The sequence below is a fragment of the Collinsella intestinalis genome (assembly GCF_902364775.2).
Classification (GTDB): Bacteria; Actinomycetota; Coriobacteriia; order Coriobacteriales; family Coriobacteriaceae; genus Collinsella.
The window spans coordinates 989,223-1,004,602 of record NZ_CABJEU020000001.1 but is presented as its reverse complement, the minus strand read 5'-3'; the positions used below and the strand labels follow the sequence as shown (position 1 = coordinate 1,004,602).

Below are 15,380 nucleotides of genomic sequence, written 5' to 3'. Positions count from 1 at the left end.
GGACCGTGTTTTGTCCGCTCGGTATGCGACTATAAGCGCATGAAATCGCGAGAGATTGGATGAGCGTATGAGCACGACCGAGAGCACCTTGTTCGACCGCCTGAATTCCATGCCCGACCAGCTGTCCTGCGGACTCGTCGAGCGTATGGAGGATAATCGCGCGCGGGGTTGGGTCAATCCCTACCGTGCGCTCGATGAGGACGTGATCCGCAGGGAGGACCGCCCGGCCGATCGCAACAGCATCTGGCGCCCCTCCTACGTGCGCGACACCGAGAAGATCTTGCACCTTCCCGCATACAACCGCTATAACGGCAAGACGCAGGTCTTCAGCTTCCGCAGCAACGATGACCTGTCCCGTCGCGGGCTGCACGTGCAGCTCGTTGCCCGCATCGCGCGCGACATCGGCCGCGCGCTCGGCCTCAATTGCGACCTCATCGAGGCGATCGGCCTCGGGCACGACCTCGGCCATACGCCCTTCGGGCATACGGGGGAGGCGTTGTTGAACGACATCAGCGAGGCTCGGACCGGCCGTTCGTTTTTCCACAACGTCCATTCCGTCCGCGTCCTGGACGGACTGTACGGCAGGAATCTCTCGCTGCAGACCCTCGATGGCGTTCTCTGCCACAACGGCGAATACGAGCAGCGCGTCTTCGAGCTGTCCGGCTTGAGTGGATTTGAGGAGTTCGACGCAACCGTCGATCGTTGCTATGCGAGCGATTTCGACTACGTGAAGACGCTTCGCCCCATGACGCTCGAGGCCTGCGTGGTCCGCATCTCCGACATCATCGCCTATGTCGGGCGCGACCGCCAAGACGCCATCGAGGCGGGTCTCGTGGATGAGGGCGCGTTTGCCGACGGCATGGGCGGCCGGTATAACTCGTGGATCCTCACGCGTGCGTCAATCGACATCGTCGAGCACAGTTACGGCAAGGACCGTATCGAGATGAGTGAGGAGCTCTTTGAGGAGATCCGTCGTGCCAAGCGCGAGAACTACGCGATGATCTACCATTCCGTTGCGATCGAGGAGGAGCGCAAGGACATGATGGCGCGGGCGTTCAGCCTCATGTACGAGCACTTCCTCGGCGACCTCAAGGCGCATGATGAACACAGCACCATCTTTAGGCACCACATCGCCAGGATCGACAAGTCGCTTGCGCATTATGGCCGCACGTACGATTGGTCGAGCGACTTTGACCAGACGGTGATCGACTATATTGCCAGCATGACGGACGGCTACTTTATCGAGCTCGCATGCACGCTGTTCCCCGAGCTCGATTTTCCGCAGCGTACCTACATCAACGAGTGAATACGAACAGGTGTTTGAATAGGGCTGACCGTTTGATACACTCTTGTTCGAATGAACGATCGTCGGAGAAGGCCCATGGACACGTTATTTTCCAGCAACGAGCGCGTAAAACAGCTCAAGAACGCACCGCTCGCGGTTCGCATGCGCCCGTCGACGCTCGATGATTACGTGGGTCAGAAGAAGGCCGTGGGCCCAGGCTCCTGGCTTCGATCCGCCATCGAGCACGACGTGCTTTCCAGTGTGATCCTGTACGGACCTGCAGGTACGGGCAAGACCACGCTGGCGCATATCATCGCCTCGCACACCAAGAGCGAGTTCGTCGAGGTTTCCGCCGTCACGGGCACCGTCAAGGACCTGCGCCGAGAGATCGATGAGGCAAAGCACCGCCTCATGATGTTCGATCGCCGCACCATCTTGTTCATCGACGAGATCCATCGCTTTTCCCGTTCCCAGCAAGATGCCCTGCTCCACGCGGTGGAGAACCGCACGGTGGTTATGATCGGCGCAACGACGGAGAACCCGTACTTCGAGGTGAACTCCGCGTTGCTGTCGCGCAGCCGCGTCGTTGAGCTCGAGCACCTGGCCGATGAGGACGTTGAGCGCCTGGTCCGCCGTGCCCTGAGCGCTCCGGAGGGGCTCGACGGGCGCTTCAGCGCCAGCGATGAGGTTGTTCGCGCGATCTGCACGCTCGCCGCCGGTGACGGGCGCAGTTCGCTCACCACGCTCGAGTTGGCGAGCGAGATCGCACTTACCAAGCCCGGTCGCGAGGGCGAAGGCTCGACCGATCCCGCATCTCCCATCCCGATCGAGCTCGAAGATGTGAAGCAGGCCAACCCGCGCCGCGGCCTGTCGTACGACAAGTCCGGCGACATGCATTACGACATCATCTCCGCTTTCATTAAATCCATGCGCGGCAGCGATCCAGACGCGGCGGTGTATTGGCTCGCCCGCATGATCGACGCGGGGGAGGACCCCAAGTTCATCGCCCGCCGCATCATGATCCAAGCGAGCGAGGACATCGGCAATGCCGACCCCACCGCGCTCCTCGTGGCCGAGGCCGCATTTAAGGCGGCCGAGGTGATCGGCTACCCCGAATGCCGCATCAACCTCGCCCAGGCCGCCATCTACAATGCCCTCGCGCCCAAGTCGAATGCCGCCGAGGCCGCTATCGACGCCGCCCTGGCCGACGTCCGCACAAGCGGGCAGCGCGAGGTGCCCAGCTACTTGCGTGACCGTCATCGCCCGGGTTCAGACGAATATGGCGACTACAAGTACCCGCACGATTACCCCCAGGGCTGGGTGGAGCAACGCTATTTGCCCGAGGGCCTCGAGCGCGGGGCGTTTTGGCAGCCCAGCGGCCGCGGTTGGGAGCAATGGCGGGCGGAGAACAGGCCACGCTAGGGTTTGGGCCTTGTTTGCGCCCTGCCCTTGTGGGGTATCATCAACCTTACGTGTGTCGCTCGTTTGCAATGGAGGCATCCATGGAACCTATGCAGATCGTCCTTGTCGTACTCGCCTTGGTTGGCGTTTGGGCCGTCGCGGAGCTCGCTCTCACCCTGCGCCGCACCCGCGACGTCGTGGCCTCGCTCGACAAGACGGTGGAGCAGGTCAACAGCACTATCGAGGAGGCTCGTCCTGTCGTAGCCAAGCTCGACGGTGTGGTCGATGAGCTCCAGCCCGCAGTTGCCCAGGTCGAGCCGCTGCTCAAGCAGGCAACCGTCGCCGTGGAGGCGCTGTCTGCCGATTTGATCGAGGTCAATGGCGTTCTGCGCGATGTTTCCGCCGTGAGCGGTGCCGCCAGCAGCGCCTCTAACGCCGTCACCGAGCTTGCCGACGCTGCGTCCGGCAAGGTCCAAAGGTTGCTCAACCGCGGTCATAAGGCCGCGGCGCCCAAGGCCGTCAAGCCCGCCCCCGTGCACGATGACGAGCCCGTTGCCGAGTCTTCGGCCCAGCCTGCCGAGGTGCCCGCGCCGGAGGCAGTGCCCCAGGCAGAGCCCCGCACCTACTTCACCTACAATCCTGGCGAGGAGACCATCGATGAATAACCCCACTGCCATCTCTCTCGTCGTTTCGTGCGACCCCGATCTGGCCCGTCTCGTCCGCATGACCGCGGCGAACGTCGCCACGCTCTCCTCCATGTCGGTCGAGTGCGTCGAAGATATCCGTATGGCAGCCGAGGAGGCCTTTATCTACGCGTGCGCCACTTCGCCCGACGAGACCCTCACCATCGATTTCGATGTCGACTCCACGCGCGTGGCTATGACGTTCACCCTCGAGGCGGATGCCTTTGCGGAGCCCTCTGCCGACGACCCCACCGCCGCGTACGCCGATTTGATCCTCGGCTCCGTCTGCGATGTCTATCAGAAGGTCGAGTCTCCCGCCCGTCTCGTGCTCGAAGTGAAGGCGGACGTCGATGACCTCTAAGACCTCGGGTAAGAGCGCTTGGGATAAGGAGAAAACCCGCGAGCTCTTCCGCCGATTCAAGGAGGAAGGGGACATGGATGCGCGCGAGAAGCTCGTCATGTCCCATCTGAATCTCGTGCGCTTCATCGCAAATAAATTCAAGAACAGGGGAGAGCCCATCGACGATCTGGTCCAGGTCGGGTACCTCGGTCTGCTCAAGGCGATCGATCGCTTCGACCCCAGCCGCGGGCTTGAGTTCACCACCTTCGCCACGCCCACCATCATGGGCGAGATCAAGCGCCATTTCCGCGATAAGGGCTGGTCGGTCCGCGTGCCGCGCCGCCTGCAGGAGCTCTCGGCCAAGGTCAATCAGGCCACGGACACGCTCACCTCGCAGCTGCAGCGCTCTCCGACCATCGCCGAGATCGCCGATTACCTCGATGCGACCGTTGACGAGGTCCTCGAGGCCATGGAGTCTTCCTCTGCGTACAGCTCGGTCTCGCTCGAGGCCCCGTCTGGCGCCGACGACGATGACACCCCATCGGTCATCGATCGCTATGCGACAGAGGATTCCGATCTCGCGTTCACGGACGACCGCATCATCATCGAGGAGGCGCTCGCGAGCTTCTCCCCGAGGGAGCGCGACGTCATCGAGATGCGCTTCCTCAAGGGTATGACGCAGATCGAGATCGCCGAGAAGCTCGGCATCTCGCAGGTCCAGGTTAGCCGTCTGCTGCGCCGGACGCTCAAGAAGATCCAGGATAAGATCGACCCAGAAGGGGTCATGACCGGTTAAACCCGGCCGCCGCGCCATCTCCGGCGATGCGCCGGATGCATAAGGGGAATCATGAAGCACGACACCGCCCGCGCCGAGCGCCTCATGCGCACGACGTTTTTGAACATTTGGATCGTCATCGGAGTGATCATCATCTGCGCGGTGGTGTTTCAGCTCATCGGGTCCCTGTCCAACGTCTTGCTTTTCCTCTCGGTTGGCGCGATCTCGGCTTTCATGGCCTCTCCGATTGTGAACTTCCTCGAGCGGCGCGGTCTGCCGCGCGGTGGTGGCGCCCTCATCGGCCTGCTCATCGTCATCGTGGGCTTTGTCTTGCTCTTCGCCCTGGTGATTCCTATGGTTACCGGCCAGTTGATCGACCTTTTGCGTGACGCTCCCGCCAAGCTCGCCGCCCTGAGTTCCTGGGCCATGCGCATGGAGAACGAGTTCGCCATCGTCGAGCACCTGAACGATGTGGTGAACATTGAGTCGCTGTTCGCCTCCGCGCAGGACATGATCAATCAGGCGCTCTCGGGCCTGCTCGCCGCGGTTCGCGACGGCATCGTGCCCATGGTGAACAACATCGCCTCCATGGTGTTCATCGTCTTTCTTGGATTCGTGTTGGCATTCTGGCTCGCGTGCGACTATCCGCGCATCAATGAGGAGATCTGCCGCATCCTGCCCGAGGATAAGGCCGACGATTATCGTCTCATGGTCGCGGTGCTCAGCCGTTCCGTGGGCGGCTACCTGCGCTCGACCCTGATCAACTCCGTGATCCAGGGATTCCTGGCGTTCGTCGGATTCATGATCGTGGGTCACCCGTATGCCATCACGATGGGCATCCTCTCGGGCATCCTGAACATCATCCCGGTGGTCGGTCCTTCGATCTCGGCTATCATCGCGACGCTGATCGCCCTGGTGTACAGCCCGATCATGGCCATCTGGACCATGGTCATGGCCATGCTCTCGCAAAACATCACCGACAACGTGATCGCCCCCAAGATCAATCAGTCCACCATGCAGGTCCATCCCGTGCTTTCGCTCACGGCTCTCGTGGTCGGTTCCACCTTTGGCGGGGCGATCGGCATGATCGTCGCGTTGCCGCTCGTGGCGGTCATCAAGTCGCTGTTCATCTTCTATTTCGAGACCCGTACCGGCGAGCAGATCGTCTCGTATGAGGGTGCGCTGTTCCGCGGCGCCCCGTTCCGAGACGCGCAGGGACGCCCCGTCCCCGCGTTCGACGCACTGGGCGACGACACCTTCGTCGCCGACTCGCAGATTCTTGCGAGCGATTCGGTGCCTGAGGCCGAGGCGCTGCCCAAGCCCGAGCTCGAGAATCCCTGGGCGAAGCTCATCGATTTTGAGATGCCCTTCTCCGCGCACGAGCGGGCGGAGGACGCCAAGAAACCCGAGGAAACCGACACAACTGACGACGTGCGTTAACGTATAATAACTGGGTTTGGAAACTGTTCCCCCTAGGTGGGGACGCGAATTGAACCCAGGGAGTTTACGCATGGCCGCTGACTATCCCACCATGTCTACCGCCGAGATTCGCTCGGCCTATCTCAACTTCTTCGAGGAGCGCGGCAACAAGCTGTATGCCAGCTCGTCCCTCGTCCCCGACGACCCCTCGCTGCTTCTCGCCAACGCCGGTATGAACCAGTTCAAGGAGTACTACCAGGGCAAGAAGGTCATGAAGGAGATCGGTGCCTGCTCGTGCCAGAAGTGCGTGCGTACCAACGACATCGACATCATCGGCTCCGACGGCCGTCACGCCTCGTTCTTCGAGATGCTCGGCAACTTCGCCTTTGGCGGCGTGACCAAGGAGCAGGCATGCACCTGGGCCTACGAGCTGATCACCGAGGTCTTCAAGCTTCCAAAGGAGCGTCTGCATTTCACCGTCTTCACTGACGACGACGAGACGCATGACGTCTGGCGCGCCCTCGGCGTTCCCGAGGACCACATCACCCGCCTCGGCGAGGACGACAACTTCTGGGCTGCCGGCCCCACCGGTCCCTGCGGCCCCTGCTCCGAGATTTACTTCGACCTCGGCGAGGAGGTCGGCTGTGGCTGCCCCGACTGCGCCCCCGGCTGCGATTGCGATCGCTTCCTGGAGTTCTGGAACCTCGTGTTCACGCAGTTCGATCGCCAGGAGGACGGCTCCATGCCCGAGCTGCCCCACCGCAACCTCGATACCGGCATGGGCCTCGAGCGCATGGCCGCCATCATGCAGCACAAGAGCTCCTTCTTCGACGGCGACGTCATGCAGAGCCTCATCAAGCTGGGCGAGGAGATCTCCGGTAAGACCTACGTCGATAACGAGTACACCGGCGCCTCCCGCTCCCTGCGCATCATCGCTGACCACGCCCGTTCCGTCGACTTCCTCATCTCCGACGGCGTCCTGCCCGGCAACGAGGGTCGCGGTTACGTCCTGCGCCGCCTGCTGCGTCGTGCCGTGTTCCACGGCCGTCTTCTTGGCATCGAGGACGCGTTCCTCGGCCGCTTCATCGACGCGGTGAACGACGTCATGGGCGAGGCCTATCCCAACCTCGTCGAGAACGCCGGCCTGGTCAAGGGCATCGTGAACGCCGAGGAGGAGCGCTTCTCCACCACGCTCAACAACGGTCGCGTCTACCTCGACGAGCAACTCGGCGCCCTGGACGAGGGCGAGCAGCTCTCCGGCAAGGCCGCCTTCATGCTGCACGACACCTTCGGTTTCCCGATTGACCTCACCGTCGAGATCGCCGAGTCCGCCGGCCATGCCGTCGACATCGAGGGCTTCGACGCCGAGATGGCCGAGCAGAAGGCCCGCGCCCGCGCCGCCGCCAAGGGCGACGCCTGGGGCTCCTTCAACGATGTCTGGACCGAGCTCGCCGACCAGCTCCCGGCCACCGAGTTCGCCGGTTACGAGGAGGAGAGCATCGAGGGCGCTCATGTTCTCGCCATCGTCGTGAACGGCGAGCGCGTGGCGTCCGCCGAGAACGCCGTCGAGGCCTCCGTCGTGCTCGATCGCACCCCGCTGTACGCCGAGATGGGCGGTCAGCTGGGCGACCACGGCCTCATCGACACCGCCGACGCCCAGTTCTTCGTCTCCAATACCGTTTCCAAGGGCGGCCTGTACGTCCACGAGGGCAAGCTCATCGGCAAGCTCTCCGAGGGCGACACCGTCTTCGCCGGCTACGACCTCAACCGCCGTGGCCTGCTCGCGCGCAACCACACCGCGACCCACCTGCTCGACGCCGCCCTCAAGGAGGTCCTGGGCGAGCACGTGAACCAGGCCGGCTCGCTCGTCTCTCCGGAGGCCCTGCGTTTCGACTTCACCCACTTCGAGGCCATGACCTCCGAGCAGATCCGCGCCGTCGAGGACCTCGTGAACGAGCAGATCCTCGCCGCCAAGCCCGTGGTCACCCGCGTGATGGGCATCGAGGAGGCCAAGGCCTCCGGCGCCGTCGCCCTGTTCGGCGAGAAGTACGGCGACACCGTCCGCGTCGTCTCCGTCGGCGCCGAGGACGAGCCGTTCTCCCGTGAGCTGTGCGGTGGCACCCACGCGGCAAACACCGCTGAGCTCGGTCTGTTCAAGATCGTCTCCGAGTCTTCCACCGGCTCCAATGTCCGCCGCATCGAGGCTGTGACCTCTACCGGCGCCATCGCTTACCTCGAGCAGCGCGCCGCGCTCGCCGAGTCGGCCGCTTCGCAGCTCAAGTGCCGTATCGAGGAGGTTCCCGCGCGCATCTCCTCCCTGCAGGCCGAGCTTCGCGAGTCCAACCAGAAGCTCAAGAAGGCGCTTACCGGCGGCGGCTCCGACGCCATTTCCTCCGCCATCGAGAACGCCCAGGACATGGGCAGTTACAAGCTCGTTGTGGCTGAGCTCGCCGGCCTGGAGGCCTCCGACCTCCGCAACGTCTGGGATACCATCCGCCAGAAGGTTTCCGGCGCCTGCGCCTGCGTCCTCGCCACGGTGACCGAGAAGGGCACGCCCGCCCTCATCGCCGCCGCCACCGACGACGCGGCTTCCGCAGGCTTCCATGCTGGCAATGTCATCAAGCAGATCGCCCCGCTGGTCGATGGCCGCGGCGGCGGCAAGCCCACTATGGCCCAGGCCGGCGGCAAGGACGCCCAGGGTGTCGCGGCGGCTCTCGAGGCTGCTCGCACCGCGCTCGGCGCGTAACAAACGGCAGGAAGGCAGCACGTGGTAGCTCTCGCCCTCGATATCGGCGGTACACGCACCGGCATCGCGGTCTCTGACCGCACCGGTCGCGTGGCCATGCCGCTCAAGGTCCTGCCTGCGTGCGAGGTGGAGGGCATGGCCCGTTCCTTCCGCATGATCTTGGAAGACCATGAGCCCGATATCTTGGTCTGCGGCCTGCCGCAGACCATGTCGGGCGAGGAGGGCCCCCAAGCCGAGCATATTCGGGAGGTCGCTGGCCGTATCGCGGCCGCGACCGGTCTCCCGCTCGAATTCATCGACGAGCGCCTCACGTCCACCGAGGCAAAGCGCATCCTGCGCGAACAGGGTTTGAACGAGAAACAGATGCGCGGTAAGGTCGATATGATTTCCGCTTCCCTGTTCTTGCAGGCTTGGCTCGACTCTCATGGACGAAAGGACGATCGTGGCTAACGACTACGGCTCGCATCGCGATCAGCGGGATCAGCGTCCCGCCGGCAAGCGATTCCGCACGAACGCCCCAGCCCCGGCCCCACGCCCCGCAGCGAACGCCCCCCGTCCTCGTGCGGCTGCCACGCGACCCGCCCGTGGAGCGGCGCCGCGCCCGCAGCGCGTTCAGGCGCCGTCACAAGCTCGCGCGCGCGGGCGCTCCGGTGGCGTGCATCCCGCCTATGCGCAGGCTGCAGCCAAGCGCTCCAAGCTTCCCGTCATTTTCGGCGTGCTCATTGCCATCGCCGTGGTTACCGTGGCGGCCGTTTTCGTGTTCCCGCGCGTATTCGGCGGTTCGGGTGAGGCCATCGAGGCCGGACAGCCCGTGAACGTCGTCATCCCCGAGGGCGCGACGGGCGATGTCATCGCGCAGACCCTGGCCGAGAACCACGTCGTTGAGGACGCTGGCGAGTATTACGCCGCCGTCAAGAAGCTCGGCGCCGAGATGCAGCTCAAGCCCGGTGAGTACCGCTTCGAGACCTTGCAGGACCCCATCTCCGTGGTTAAGCAGCTCGTGGCCGGCCCCAACGTCGAGGGCGTCAAGCTCACGGTCCCCGAGGGCAAGACCGTCGCCCAGACCGCCCGCATCGTCGAGGAGGTTTACGGCATCCCCGCCGACGACTTCACCGCGCAGGCCAAGGCCTCCAACTACGTTGCCGATTTCGCGTTCCTCTCCGAGGCCGCCGACGACTCCCTCGAGGGCTTCCTGTTCCCCAAGACCTACACGTTCCAGGGCACGCCGACCGCCGAACAGATCATCCGCGCCATGCTCGGCCAGTTCCAGGTCGATGTCCTCGACGCGTTGGATTTCAATGCCGGCCTGGCTTCCATCAAGTCGAGGTTCGGCGTCGAGCTCACTGCCTATCAGCTGCTCGATCTCGCCTCCATCGTCGAGCGCGAGGGTCTTCACGCGGAGCAGCGATCGCACGTCGCTTCGGTGTTCCTGAATCGCCTTGCCGGTAAGGGTGACTTTGCCGGGCGTCCGTACCTGCAAAGCGATGCCACGCTCATGTACGTGACGGGTGGCGAGGTCACGGCCAACGACATCCAGACGATCGACAGCCCGTACAACTCGTACAAGAACGCCGGTCTTCCCCCAACGCCGATCTGCTCTCCGTCTGCCGAGGCCATCAGCGCCACGTTGAATCCCACCGATTCCAACGACCTGTATTTCTTCATCACGCAGGACGAGGAGTTCTTCTCCGAGACCTACGACGATCATCAAAAGTCCTGGGAGTAGCGCCTATGAGCATCTTTTCCCCCAGCCGTTACATCACGTGCGTCGAGCACATCGACCTCGATGCCCTGTGGGCGTCGGGTAAGCGCGCGATCCTACTCGATCGCGACAACACCCTCGTGCCGCGCGACCGTACCTGCGCGCCCGATTCCGTGGCAGCCTGGCTCGATCGCGCCCGTGAGCTCGGCTTCGAGCTCATCATGGTCTCCAACAACTGGCATGTGAGCCACGTCTCGCGCTCCGCGGGCGAGCTCGGCATGGACTACATCTCCTTTGCCTGCAAGCCGCTTCCGTTCGCCATCACGGCGGGCATGAAGCGCCTGGGCGCTCGCAAGGAGGAGGCCGTCATGGTCGGCGACCAGCTTTACACCGATGTGTGGGGCGGCAAGCTCGCCGGCGTGACCACCATCCTCGTCAAGCCGCAGTCCACCGCCGATCTGTGGTACACGCAGATCTTCCGCATCTTCGAGCGCATGGCGCTGCGCGGCGTTCCCTGCGAGGAGTAACGCTGCCATGACCTCTACCGTGAAGCGCGGATGCGACCATATCTTCTTCGTCGGATTCTTGGGGGCGGGCAAGTCCACGCTCGCCCGCAACCTCGGGCGTATGTTCCATCGGCGTTTCGTCGACACCGATCGCCTCGTCGAGCGCAAGTGCGGCCAGACGGTCTCGCAAATCTTCGAGGCCGAGGGCGAGCAGCGTTTCCGCACGCTCGAGACTGAGGCCCTCGAGAGCCTCGCCTCCGAGCGCAGCCTGCTCGTCTCGTGCGGCGGGGGAGTGGTCGAGACCCCTCGCAACATCGAGCTCATTCATGAAATGGGCTTCTGCGTCTACCTCGAGGGCGATATCGACGATTCGCTGCGTCAGATCCGCCGCTCCGACACCCGACCCGATTTTCGCAGCGCCGAGCATGCCGCCCGGTTGCTCGAGCACAGGCGCCCGCTGTACGAAAGCGCCGCCGACCTCACCGTGGATATCCGCGGCACCTCGTTCACCGAGGTTTCCTATACCGTTGCCGAGCTTCTCTTGGAGCGTGGTCTCATATGACGATTCGTCGCAAGCTGCTTTCCTTCGGTTCGAGGAGCACCGATGTCCGCCTTGGCTTCGGGGCCCTCGATGAGCTTCCCAAGTTCCTCTCCGGCGCGGTTGGCAAGCCCTCTCGCGCCTATGTGCTGAGCTCCGATGACATCGATGCCGTCCATGTCGAGACCGTGCGCCGCGCTCTCGTCGACGGAGGGTTCAACGCTGTCGTTCGATGCGTCGCTGCCTCCGATGCGCTCGAGGCCGAGTCGGCCCTTGCGCAATATGCCGAGCTTTCCGCGGCCGGTATCACCGCCGAGGACCTGATTGTGGGCGTGGGCGGCGAGGCGGCGTGCTCCCTGGCGAGCTACATTTCCCGCACGTGGTGCGGCGGCGTGTCGTGCGCGCTCGTTCCCACCACGCTCGATGCCATGATCCGCTGCTCCACGCAGATGACGCCCCTCGCCGTTTCAGGGGGTTCCCTCGTCAGCCTCGAGCCCGAGGTTTCGCTCGCCGTGTGCGACCTCGCGTTGGTTGGCGATCGGCCGGTCGAGGAGAATGGCCTGGGCTACGCGCTCATGTGCGGTGCGTATCTCTCCGAGAGCCGAGCCTGCTGGGATAGCCTTGGTGCTGCTGTCCAGGGCATTGCGGAAAAGAACGAGACGTCGCTGTCCGATGCGCTTTCCACCACGCTCACTGCGCGCTTGAACATCGCCAAGTCCGTGAGCCCCTCTGCGCGCCGCGCCCTGCTGTTCGGCCATACCACCGCCCGCGCCCTGTCCGCGTGCCTGGGCGAGGGCGCGCACCCGTATTACCTGCTCCTCGCCGAGGGTATGCGCTTCGAGGCGCGTCTCGCCATCGATGCCTGCGACTTCGCGGTCGATGAGGTCTTTGCACTCGACGATCACCTCGAGGACCTCGGCATCGGCGAGCTGTCGTTTGACATCGATCCCGCTGCGTTCATCGAGGCCCTTCGCGCCGAGCGCTTCCGCGTCGCCAACCGCTTCCAGCTCGCGCTGCCCAAGTACCCCGGCGTCATCCGCCTTTCGTCCATCGACGACGAGGCCCTTGAGCGCCATGCGCGCGCGTTCATCGCCTCACGCAAACCCGAGTAGGCCTGTTTACACATCTTTCGCGAGAAAGGAACCGATATGTCCGAAATCCTCAACGGTCCCGCTGGGCGCATCGCCCGCCTGCGCACCCTCATGGCTGAGCGTGGCTACGATGCCGTGGTCGTGCGCGACGAGGCCAACCTGCGTTGGCTCACCGGCGCCATGCGCGTCTTCGACTACACCGGCGAGTACCCGCACGTGGCGTTTGTCACGGCCGACGAGTGCTTCCTGCACACCGACTCGCGCTACTTCAACTCCTTCGAGGAGAACATGCCGGCCGGTAGCCCCTGGAAGCTCGATATGGACGAGATCGACATGCCCCGCTGGGTTGCCGAGCACGCCCGCTCCACCAAGAGCCGCGTCGTCGCCGTCGAGGACGACATGCACATCAAGTTCTACCGCGGTATCGAGCGCGGCCTCGAGGACTGTTCCATCTGCGCGAGCCTTCCGCTCATGCACGGCGACCTTCAACTCATGCGCGCCATCAAGGACGCCGAGGAGATCGAGCTCATGCGCCACGCGCAGTCCATCACCGACGCCGCGTTCGCCCATATGTGCACGAAGATCCGTCCCGGCCTCACCGAGAAGCAGCTCCGTACCGAGCTCGAGACCTTCATGTTCGATCACGGCGCAGACGACCTGGCCTTCGGTTCCATCGTCGCATCCGGTCCCAACACCGCCAACCCGCACGCCATCCCCAGCGACCGCGTGGTGGAGAAGGGCGACTTCGTCCTCATGGACTACGGTGCGGGCTACCGCGATTACAAGTCCGACATGACCCGTACGGTTTGCGTGGGCGAGCCGAGCGAGAAGCAGCGCGAGATCTACGACATCGTCCGCCGCACGCACGAGGAGTGCGTCGCCGCGATCCACGCCGGCGTGGACGGCCACGACATCCACCTGCTCTCCCAGAAGATCATCGGCGACGCGGGCTACGGCGAGTACTACGGCCACGGCCTCGGCCACGGCGTGGGCATCGACATCCACGAACTGCCGGTCTTCGGCCGCAAGAGCAACATCGTGGAGGAAGGCGCGGTCATCACCGTGGAGCCCGGCATCTACCTGCCCGGTGTGGGCGGCGTGCGCTTGGAGGACTACGGCGTCGTCACCGCCTCCGGCTACGAGCCCTTCACGACCTCTACGCACGAGCTGGTCGTCATCGACTGCTAGGGCGTTTTGCGAGTATAATTCCTAAGTTCGATTCTTCTACAGAAAGGCAAGCCATGGCTTCCATCACCACCGCCGACTTCCGCAACGGCATGGGTCTCAAGATCAAGGACAAGTACTACACCATCGTCGAGTTCCAGCACGTCAAGCCCGGCAAGGGCGGCGCCTTCGTCCGCTACAAGACTAAGGACCTCAAGACCGGTCGCGTGGTCGAGAACACCTGCAACGCCGGCTCCAAGTTCGAGAGCGTGCAGCTCATCACCAACGAGATGCAGTATCTCTACAACGACGGCGACAACTACTACTTCATGGACATGACCTCCTACGAGCAGATCGCCGTCCCGGCCGACTTCATCGGCGACAACTCCAAGTGGCTGCGCGAGAACGACAACGCCCAGCTGCTCTACGCCGACACCGAGCTGCTCGGCGTGAACCCGCCCATGTTCATCGAGGCCGAGGTCGTCGAGACCGTCCCGGGCGCCAAGGGCAACACCGTCCAGGGTGCCACCAAGCCGGCCACCATCGACACCGGCGCGGTCGTCCAGGTCCCCATGTACCTCAACGAGGGCGAGCGCATCAAGGTCGACACCCGCACCGGCGAGTTCGTCCAGCGCCTCTAATCGCTCTCATCCAGTGCACGTCCGTCGCGCGGCCCGCATGAGGCCGCGCGCTTACCACGTAAAGGAGTGGGCATGTCGCAAGAGATCACCATCGCCGGCATCGGCATCGCACCCGAGGTGCTGACCGCCATCGTTTCCCGCGCCGTCGAGGAGGTCGAGGGTATCGCGTCCGTGGGCGTGAAGGACCTCGCCACCAACCTCGTCTCCATGTTCTCCACCAAGTCCGTGCCCATGGGCGAGGACGTCGAGGCCGAGGTCGTCGACGACAAGCTTCGCCTGACCGTGCACCTCACGGTCTTCTTCGGCTATCCGTTCAAGCCCCTGGCCGAGGCCGTGCGCGTCGCCGTCGCCAACGCCATCGACGCCCAGGTCGGCGTTGAGGTCGAGTGCGTGAACATCTGCATCGACAGCCTCGTCTTCCCCAAGGAGTAGCGCGTGGCAAGTCTTAAAGTCAATCGCGGGCGCACGCTCGCCCGCAGTCAGGCGCTGCAGATCCTGTTCCAGTCCGAGATGCGAAAAGTCTCCGTCGAGGACGTCCTGGCAGGGGATTACACCCTGTCTAAGGGTCCGCTGGCACCATACGCCATCGAGATCGCGCGCGGCGTTTCCGCCAACCGTGATCGTATCGACTCCGCGCTTCGCGCCGTCTCCGCGAACTGGACCCTCGAGCGCATGCCCGGTGCCGACCGCAACCTGCTTCGCGCCGCCGTCTACGAGCTGTACTTCCAGGTCGCCGACACGCTCGATGCCGCCGTCGTCATCAACGAGGCCGTCGAGATCGCCAAGGCCTACGGCACCGATGAGTCCGCCGGCTTTGTGAACGGCGTGCTCGGTCGCATCGTGCGCGATCGTCATCTGCCGAGTCTGCAGCACGTCGCCTGCACCATCACCGCCGAGGATGCCGAGGCCGCCTGCCTGGCCGCTCTGTGGTTCGAGATCGACCCCAAGCGCCTGGCAGCCGAGGAGGAGGCAGCCCGCGCCGCCGAGGAGGCCCGTGCGCGTTTCGAGGCCGACGACTACGGCTTTGCCGAGGACGACCTCGACCACATCTTCAACGATCCCTTCGACGCCGAGGCCGGCGAGTAGCGC

Annotated in this window: 16 protein-coding genes; all 16 read left to right on the top strand. The window is 64.0% G+C overall.

Annotated features, from left to right (window positions below):
• Positions 1 to 67 precede the first annotated feature (67 nt).
• The 16 genes from FY258_RS04385 to nusB all read left to right on the top strand — a co-directional run bounded on the left by FY258_RS04385 (position 68) and on the right by nusB (position 15,377).
• Positions 68 to 1,306 carry a deoxyguanosinetriphosphate triphosphohydrolase family protein gene (locus tag FY258_RS04385; RefSeq protein ID WP_118103446.1) on the top strand — a complete coding sequence of 413 codons (1,239 nt, stop codon included), beginning with the start codon at positions 68 to 70 and terminating at the stop codon, positions 1,304 to 1,306.
• Positions 1,307 to 1,381: 75 nt separating this feature from the next.
• Positions 1,382 to 2,707 carry a replication-associated recombination protein A gene (locus FY258_RS04380; protein ID WP_118103444.1) on the top strand — a complete coding sequence of 442 codons (1,326 nt, stop codon included), beginning with the start codon at positions 1,382 to 1,384 and terminating at the stop codon, positions 2,705 to 2,707.
• Positions 2,708 to 2,787: 80 nt separating this feature from the next.
• Positions 2,788 to 3,351 (top strand): hypothetical protein, encoded by a 564-nt coding sequence (locus tag FY258_RS04375; RefSeq protein ID WP_182279414.1) that lies wholly within the window; start codon positions 2,788 to 2,790, stop codon positions 3,349 to 3,351.
• Positions 3,344 to 3,730 (top strand): ATP-binding protein, encoded by a 387-nt coding sequence (locus tag FY258_RS04370; RefSeq protein WP_118103440.1) that lies wholly within the window; start codon positions 3,344 to 3,346, stop codon positions 3,728 to 3,730. Before FY258_RS04375 ends, FY258_RS04370 begins: the two co-directional genes overlap by 8 nt.
• Entirely contained in the window at positions 3,720 to 4,505 is a 786-nt protein-coding gene (locus FY258_RS04365; RefSeq protein WP_118103438.1) for an RNA polymerase sigma factor SigF, read from the top strand. Before FY258_RS04370 ends, FY258_RS04365 begins: the two co-directional genes overlap by 11 nt.
• A 51-nt stretch (positions 4,506 to 4,556) precedes the next feature.
• Complete coding sequence (locus FY258_RS04360; protein ID WP_118103436.1) at positions 4,557 to 5,924, top strand: AI-2E family transporter; 1,368 nt, start codon at positions 4,557 to 4,559, stop codon at positions 5,922 to 5,924.
• Positions 5,925 to 5,994: 70 nt separating this feature from the next.
• Positions 5,995 to 8,649, top strand: coding sequence for an alanine--tRNA ligase (alaS, locus tag FY258_RS04355; protein ID WP_118103434.1), 2,655 nt, complete (start codon positions 5,995 to 5,997; stop codon positions 8,647 to 8,649).
• 21 nt (positions 8,650 to 8,670) lie between these two features.
• A complete protein-coding gene (gene ruvX / locus FY258_RS04350; RefSeq protein ID WP_118103432.1) occupies positions 8,671 to 9,099 on the top strand; it encodes a Holliday junction resolvase RuvX in 429 nt (142 codons plus the stop codon).
• Positions 9,092 to 10,375 (top strand): endolytic transglycosylase MltG, encoded by a 1,284-nt coding sequence (gene mltG, locus FY258_RS04345; protein ID WP_259324439.1) that lies wholly within the window; start codon positions 9,092 to 9,094, stop codon positions 10,373 to 10,375. Before ruvX ends, mltG begins: the two co-directional genes overlap by 8 nt.
• Before the next feature lie 5 nt (positions 10,376 to 10,380).
• Entirely contained in the window at positions 10,381 to 10,878 is a 498-nt protein-coding gene (locus FY258_RS04340; RefSeq protein ID WP_118103430.1) for a YqeG family HAD IIIA-type phosphatase, read from the top strand.
• A gap of 7 nt (positions 10,879 to 10,885) precedes the next feature.
• Positions 10,886 to 11,419, top strand: a complete 534-nt coding sequence (locus FY258_RS04335) for a shikimate kinase (protein ID WP_118103428.1) — start codon at positions 10,886 to 10,888, stop codon at positions 11,417 to 11,419.
• Positions 11,416 to 12,507: a dehydroquinate synthase/iron-containing alcohol dehydrogenase family protein gene (locus FY258_RS04330; protein WP_118103426.1), complete on the top strand. Its 1,092-nt coding sequence runs from the start codon at positions 11,416 to 11,418 to the stop codon at positions 12,505 to 12,507. The genes FY258_RS04335 and FY258_RS04330 overlap by 4 nt, the downstream gene beginning before the upstream one ends.
• 36 nt (positions 12,508 to 12,543) lie before the next feature.
• Positions 12,544 to 13,674: a M24 family metallopeptidase gene (locus FY258_RS04325; RefSeq protein WP_118103424.1), complete on the top strand. Its 1,131-nt coding sequence runs from the start codon at positions 12,544 to 12,546 to the stop codon at positions 13,672 to 13,674.
• A gap of 53 nt (positions 13,675 to 13,727) precedes the next feature.
• A complete protein-coding gene (efp, locus tag FY258_RS04320; RefSeq protein ID WP_006722505.1) occupies positions 13,728 to 14,291 on the top strand; it encodes an elongation factor P in 564 nt (187 codons plus the stop codon).
• Positions 14,292 to 14,363: 72 nt separating this feature from the next.
• Positions 14,364 to 14,723, top strand: a complete 360-nt coding sequence (locus FY258_RS04315; RefSeq protein WP_118103422.1) for an Asp23/Gls24 family envelope stress response protein — start codon at positions 14,364 to 14,366, stop codon at positions 14,721 to 14,723.
• 3 nt (positions 14,724 to 14,726) lie between these two features.
• The gene (gene nusB, locus FY258_RS04310) at positions 14,727 to 15,377 is read left to right on the top strand and encodes a transcription antitermination factor NusB (RefSeq protein WP_006722507.1); all 651 of its coding nucleotides are present in this window, start codon (positions 14,727 to 14,729) and stop codon (positions 15,375 to 15,377) included.
• Positions 15,378 to 15,380: the final 3 nt, after the last annotated feature.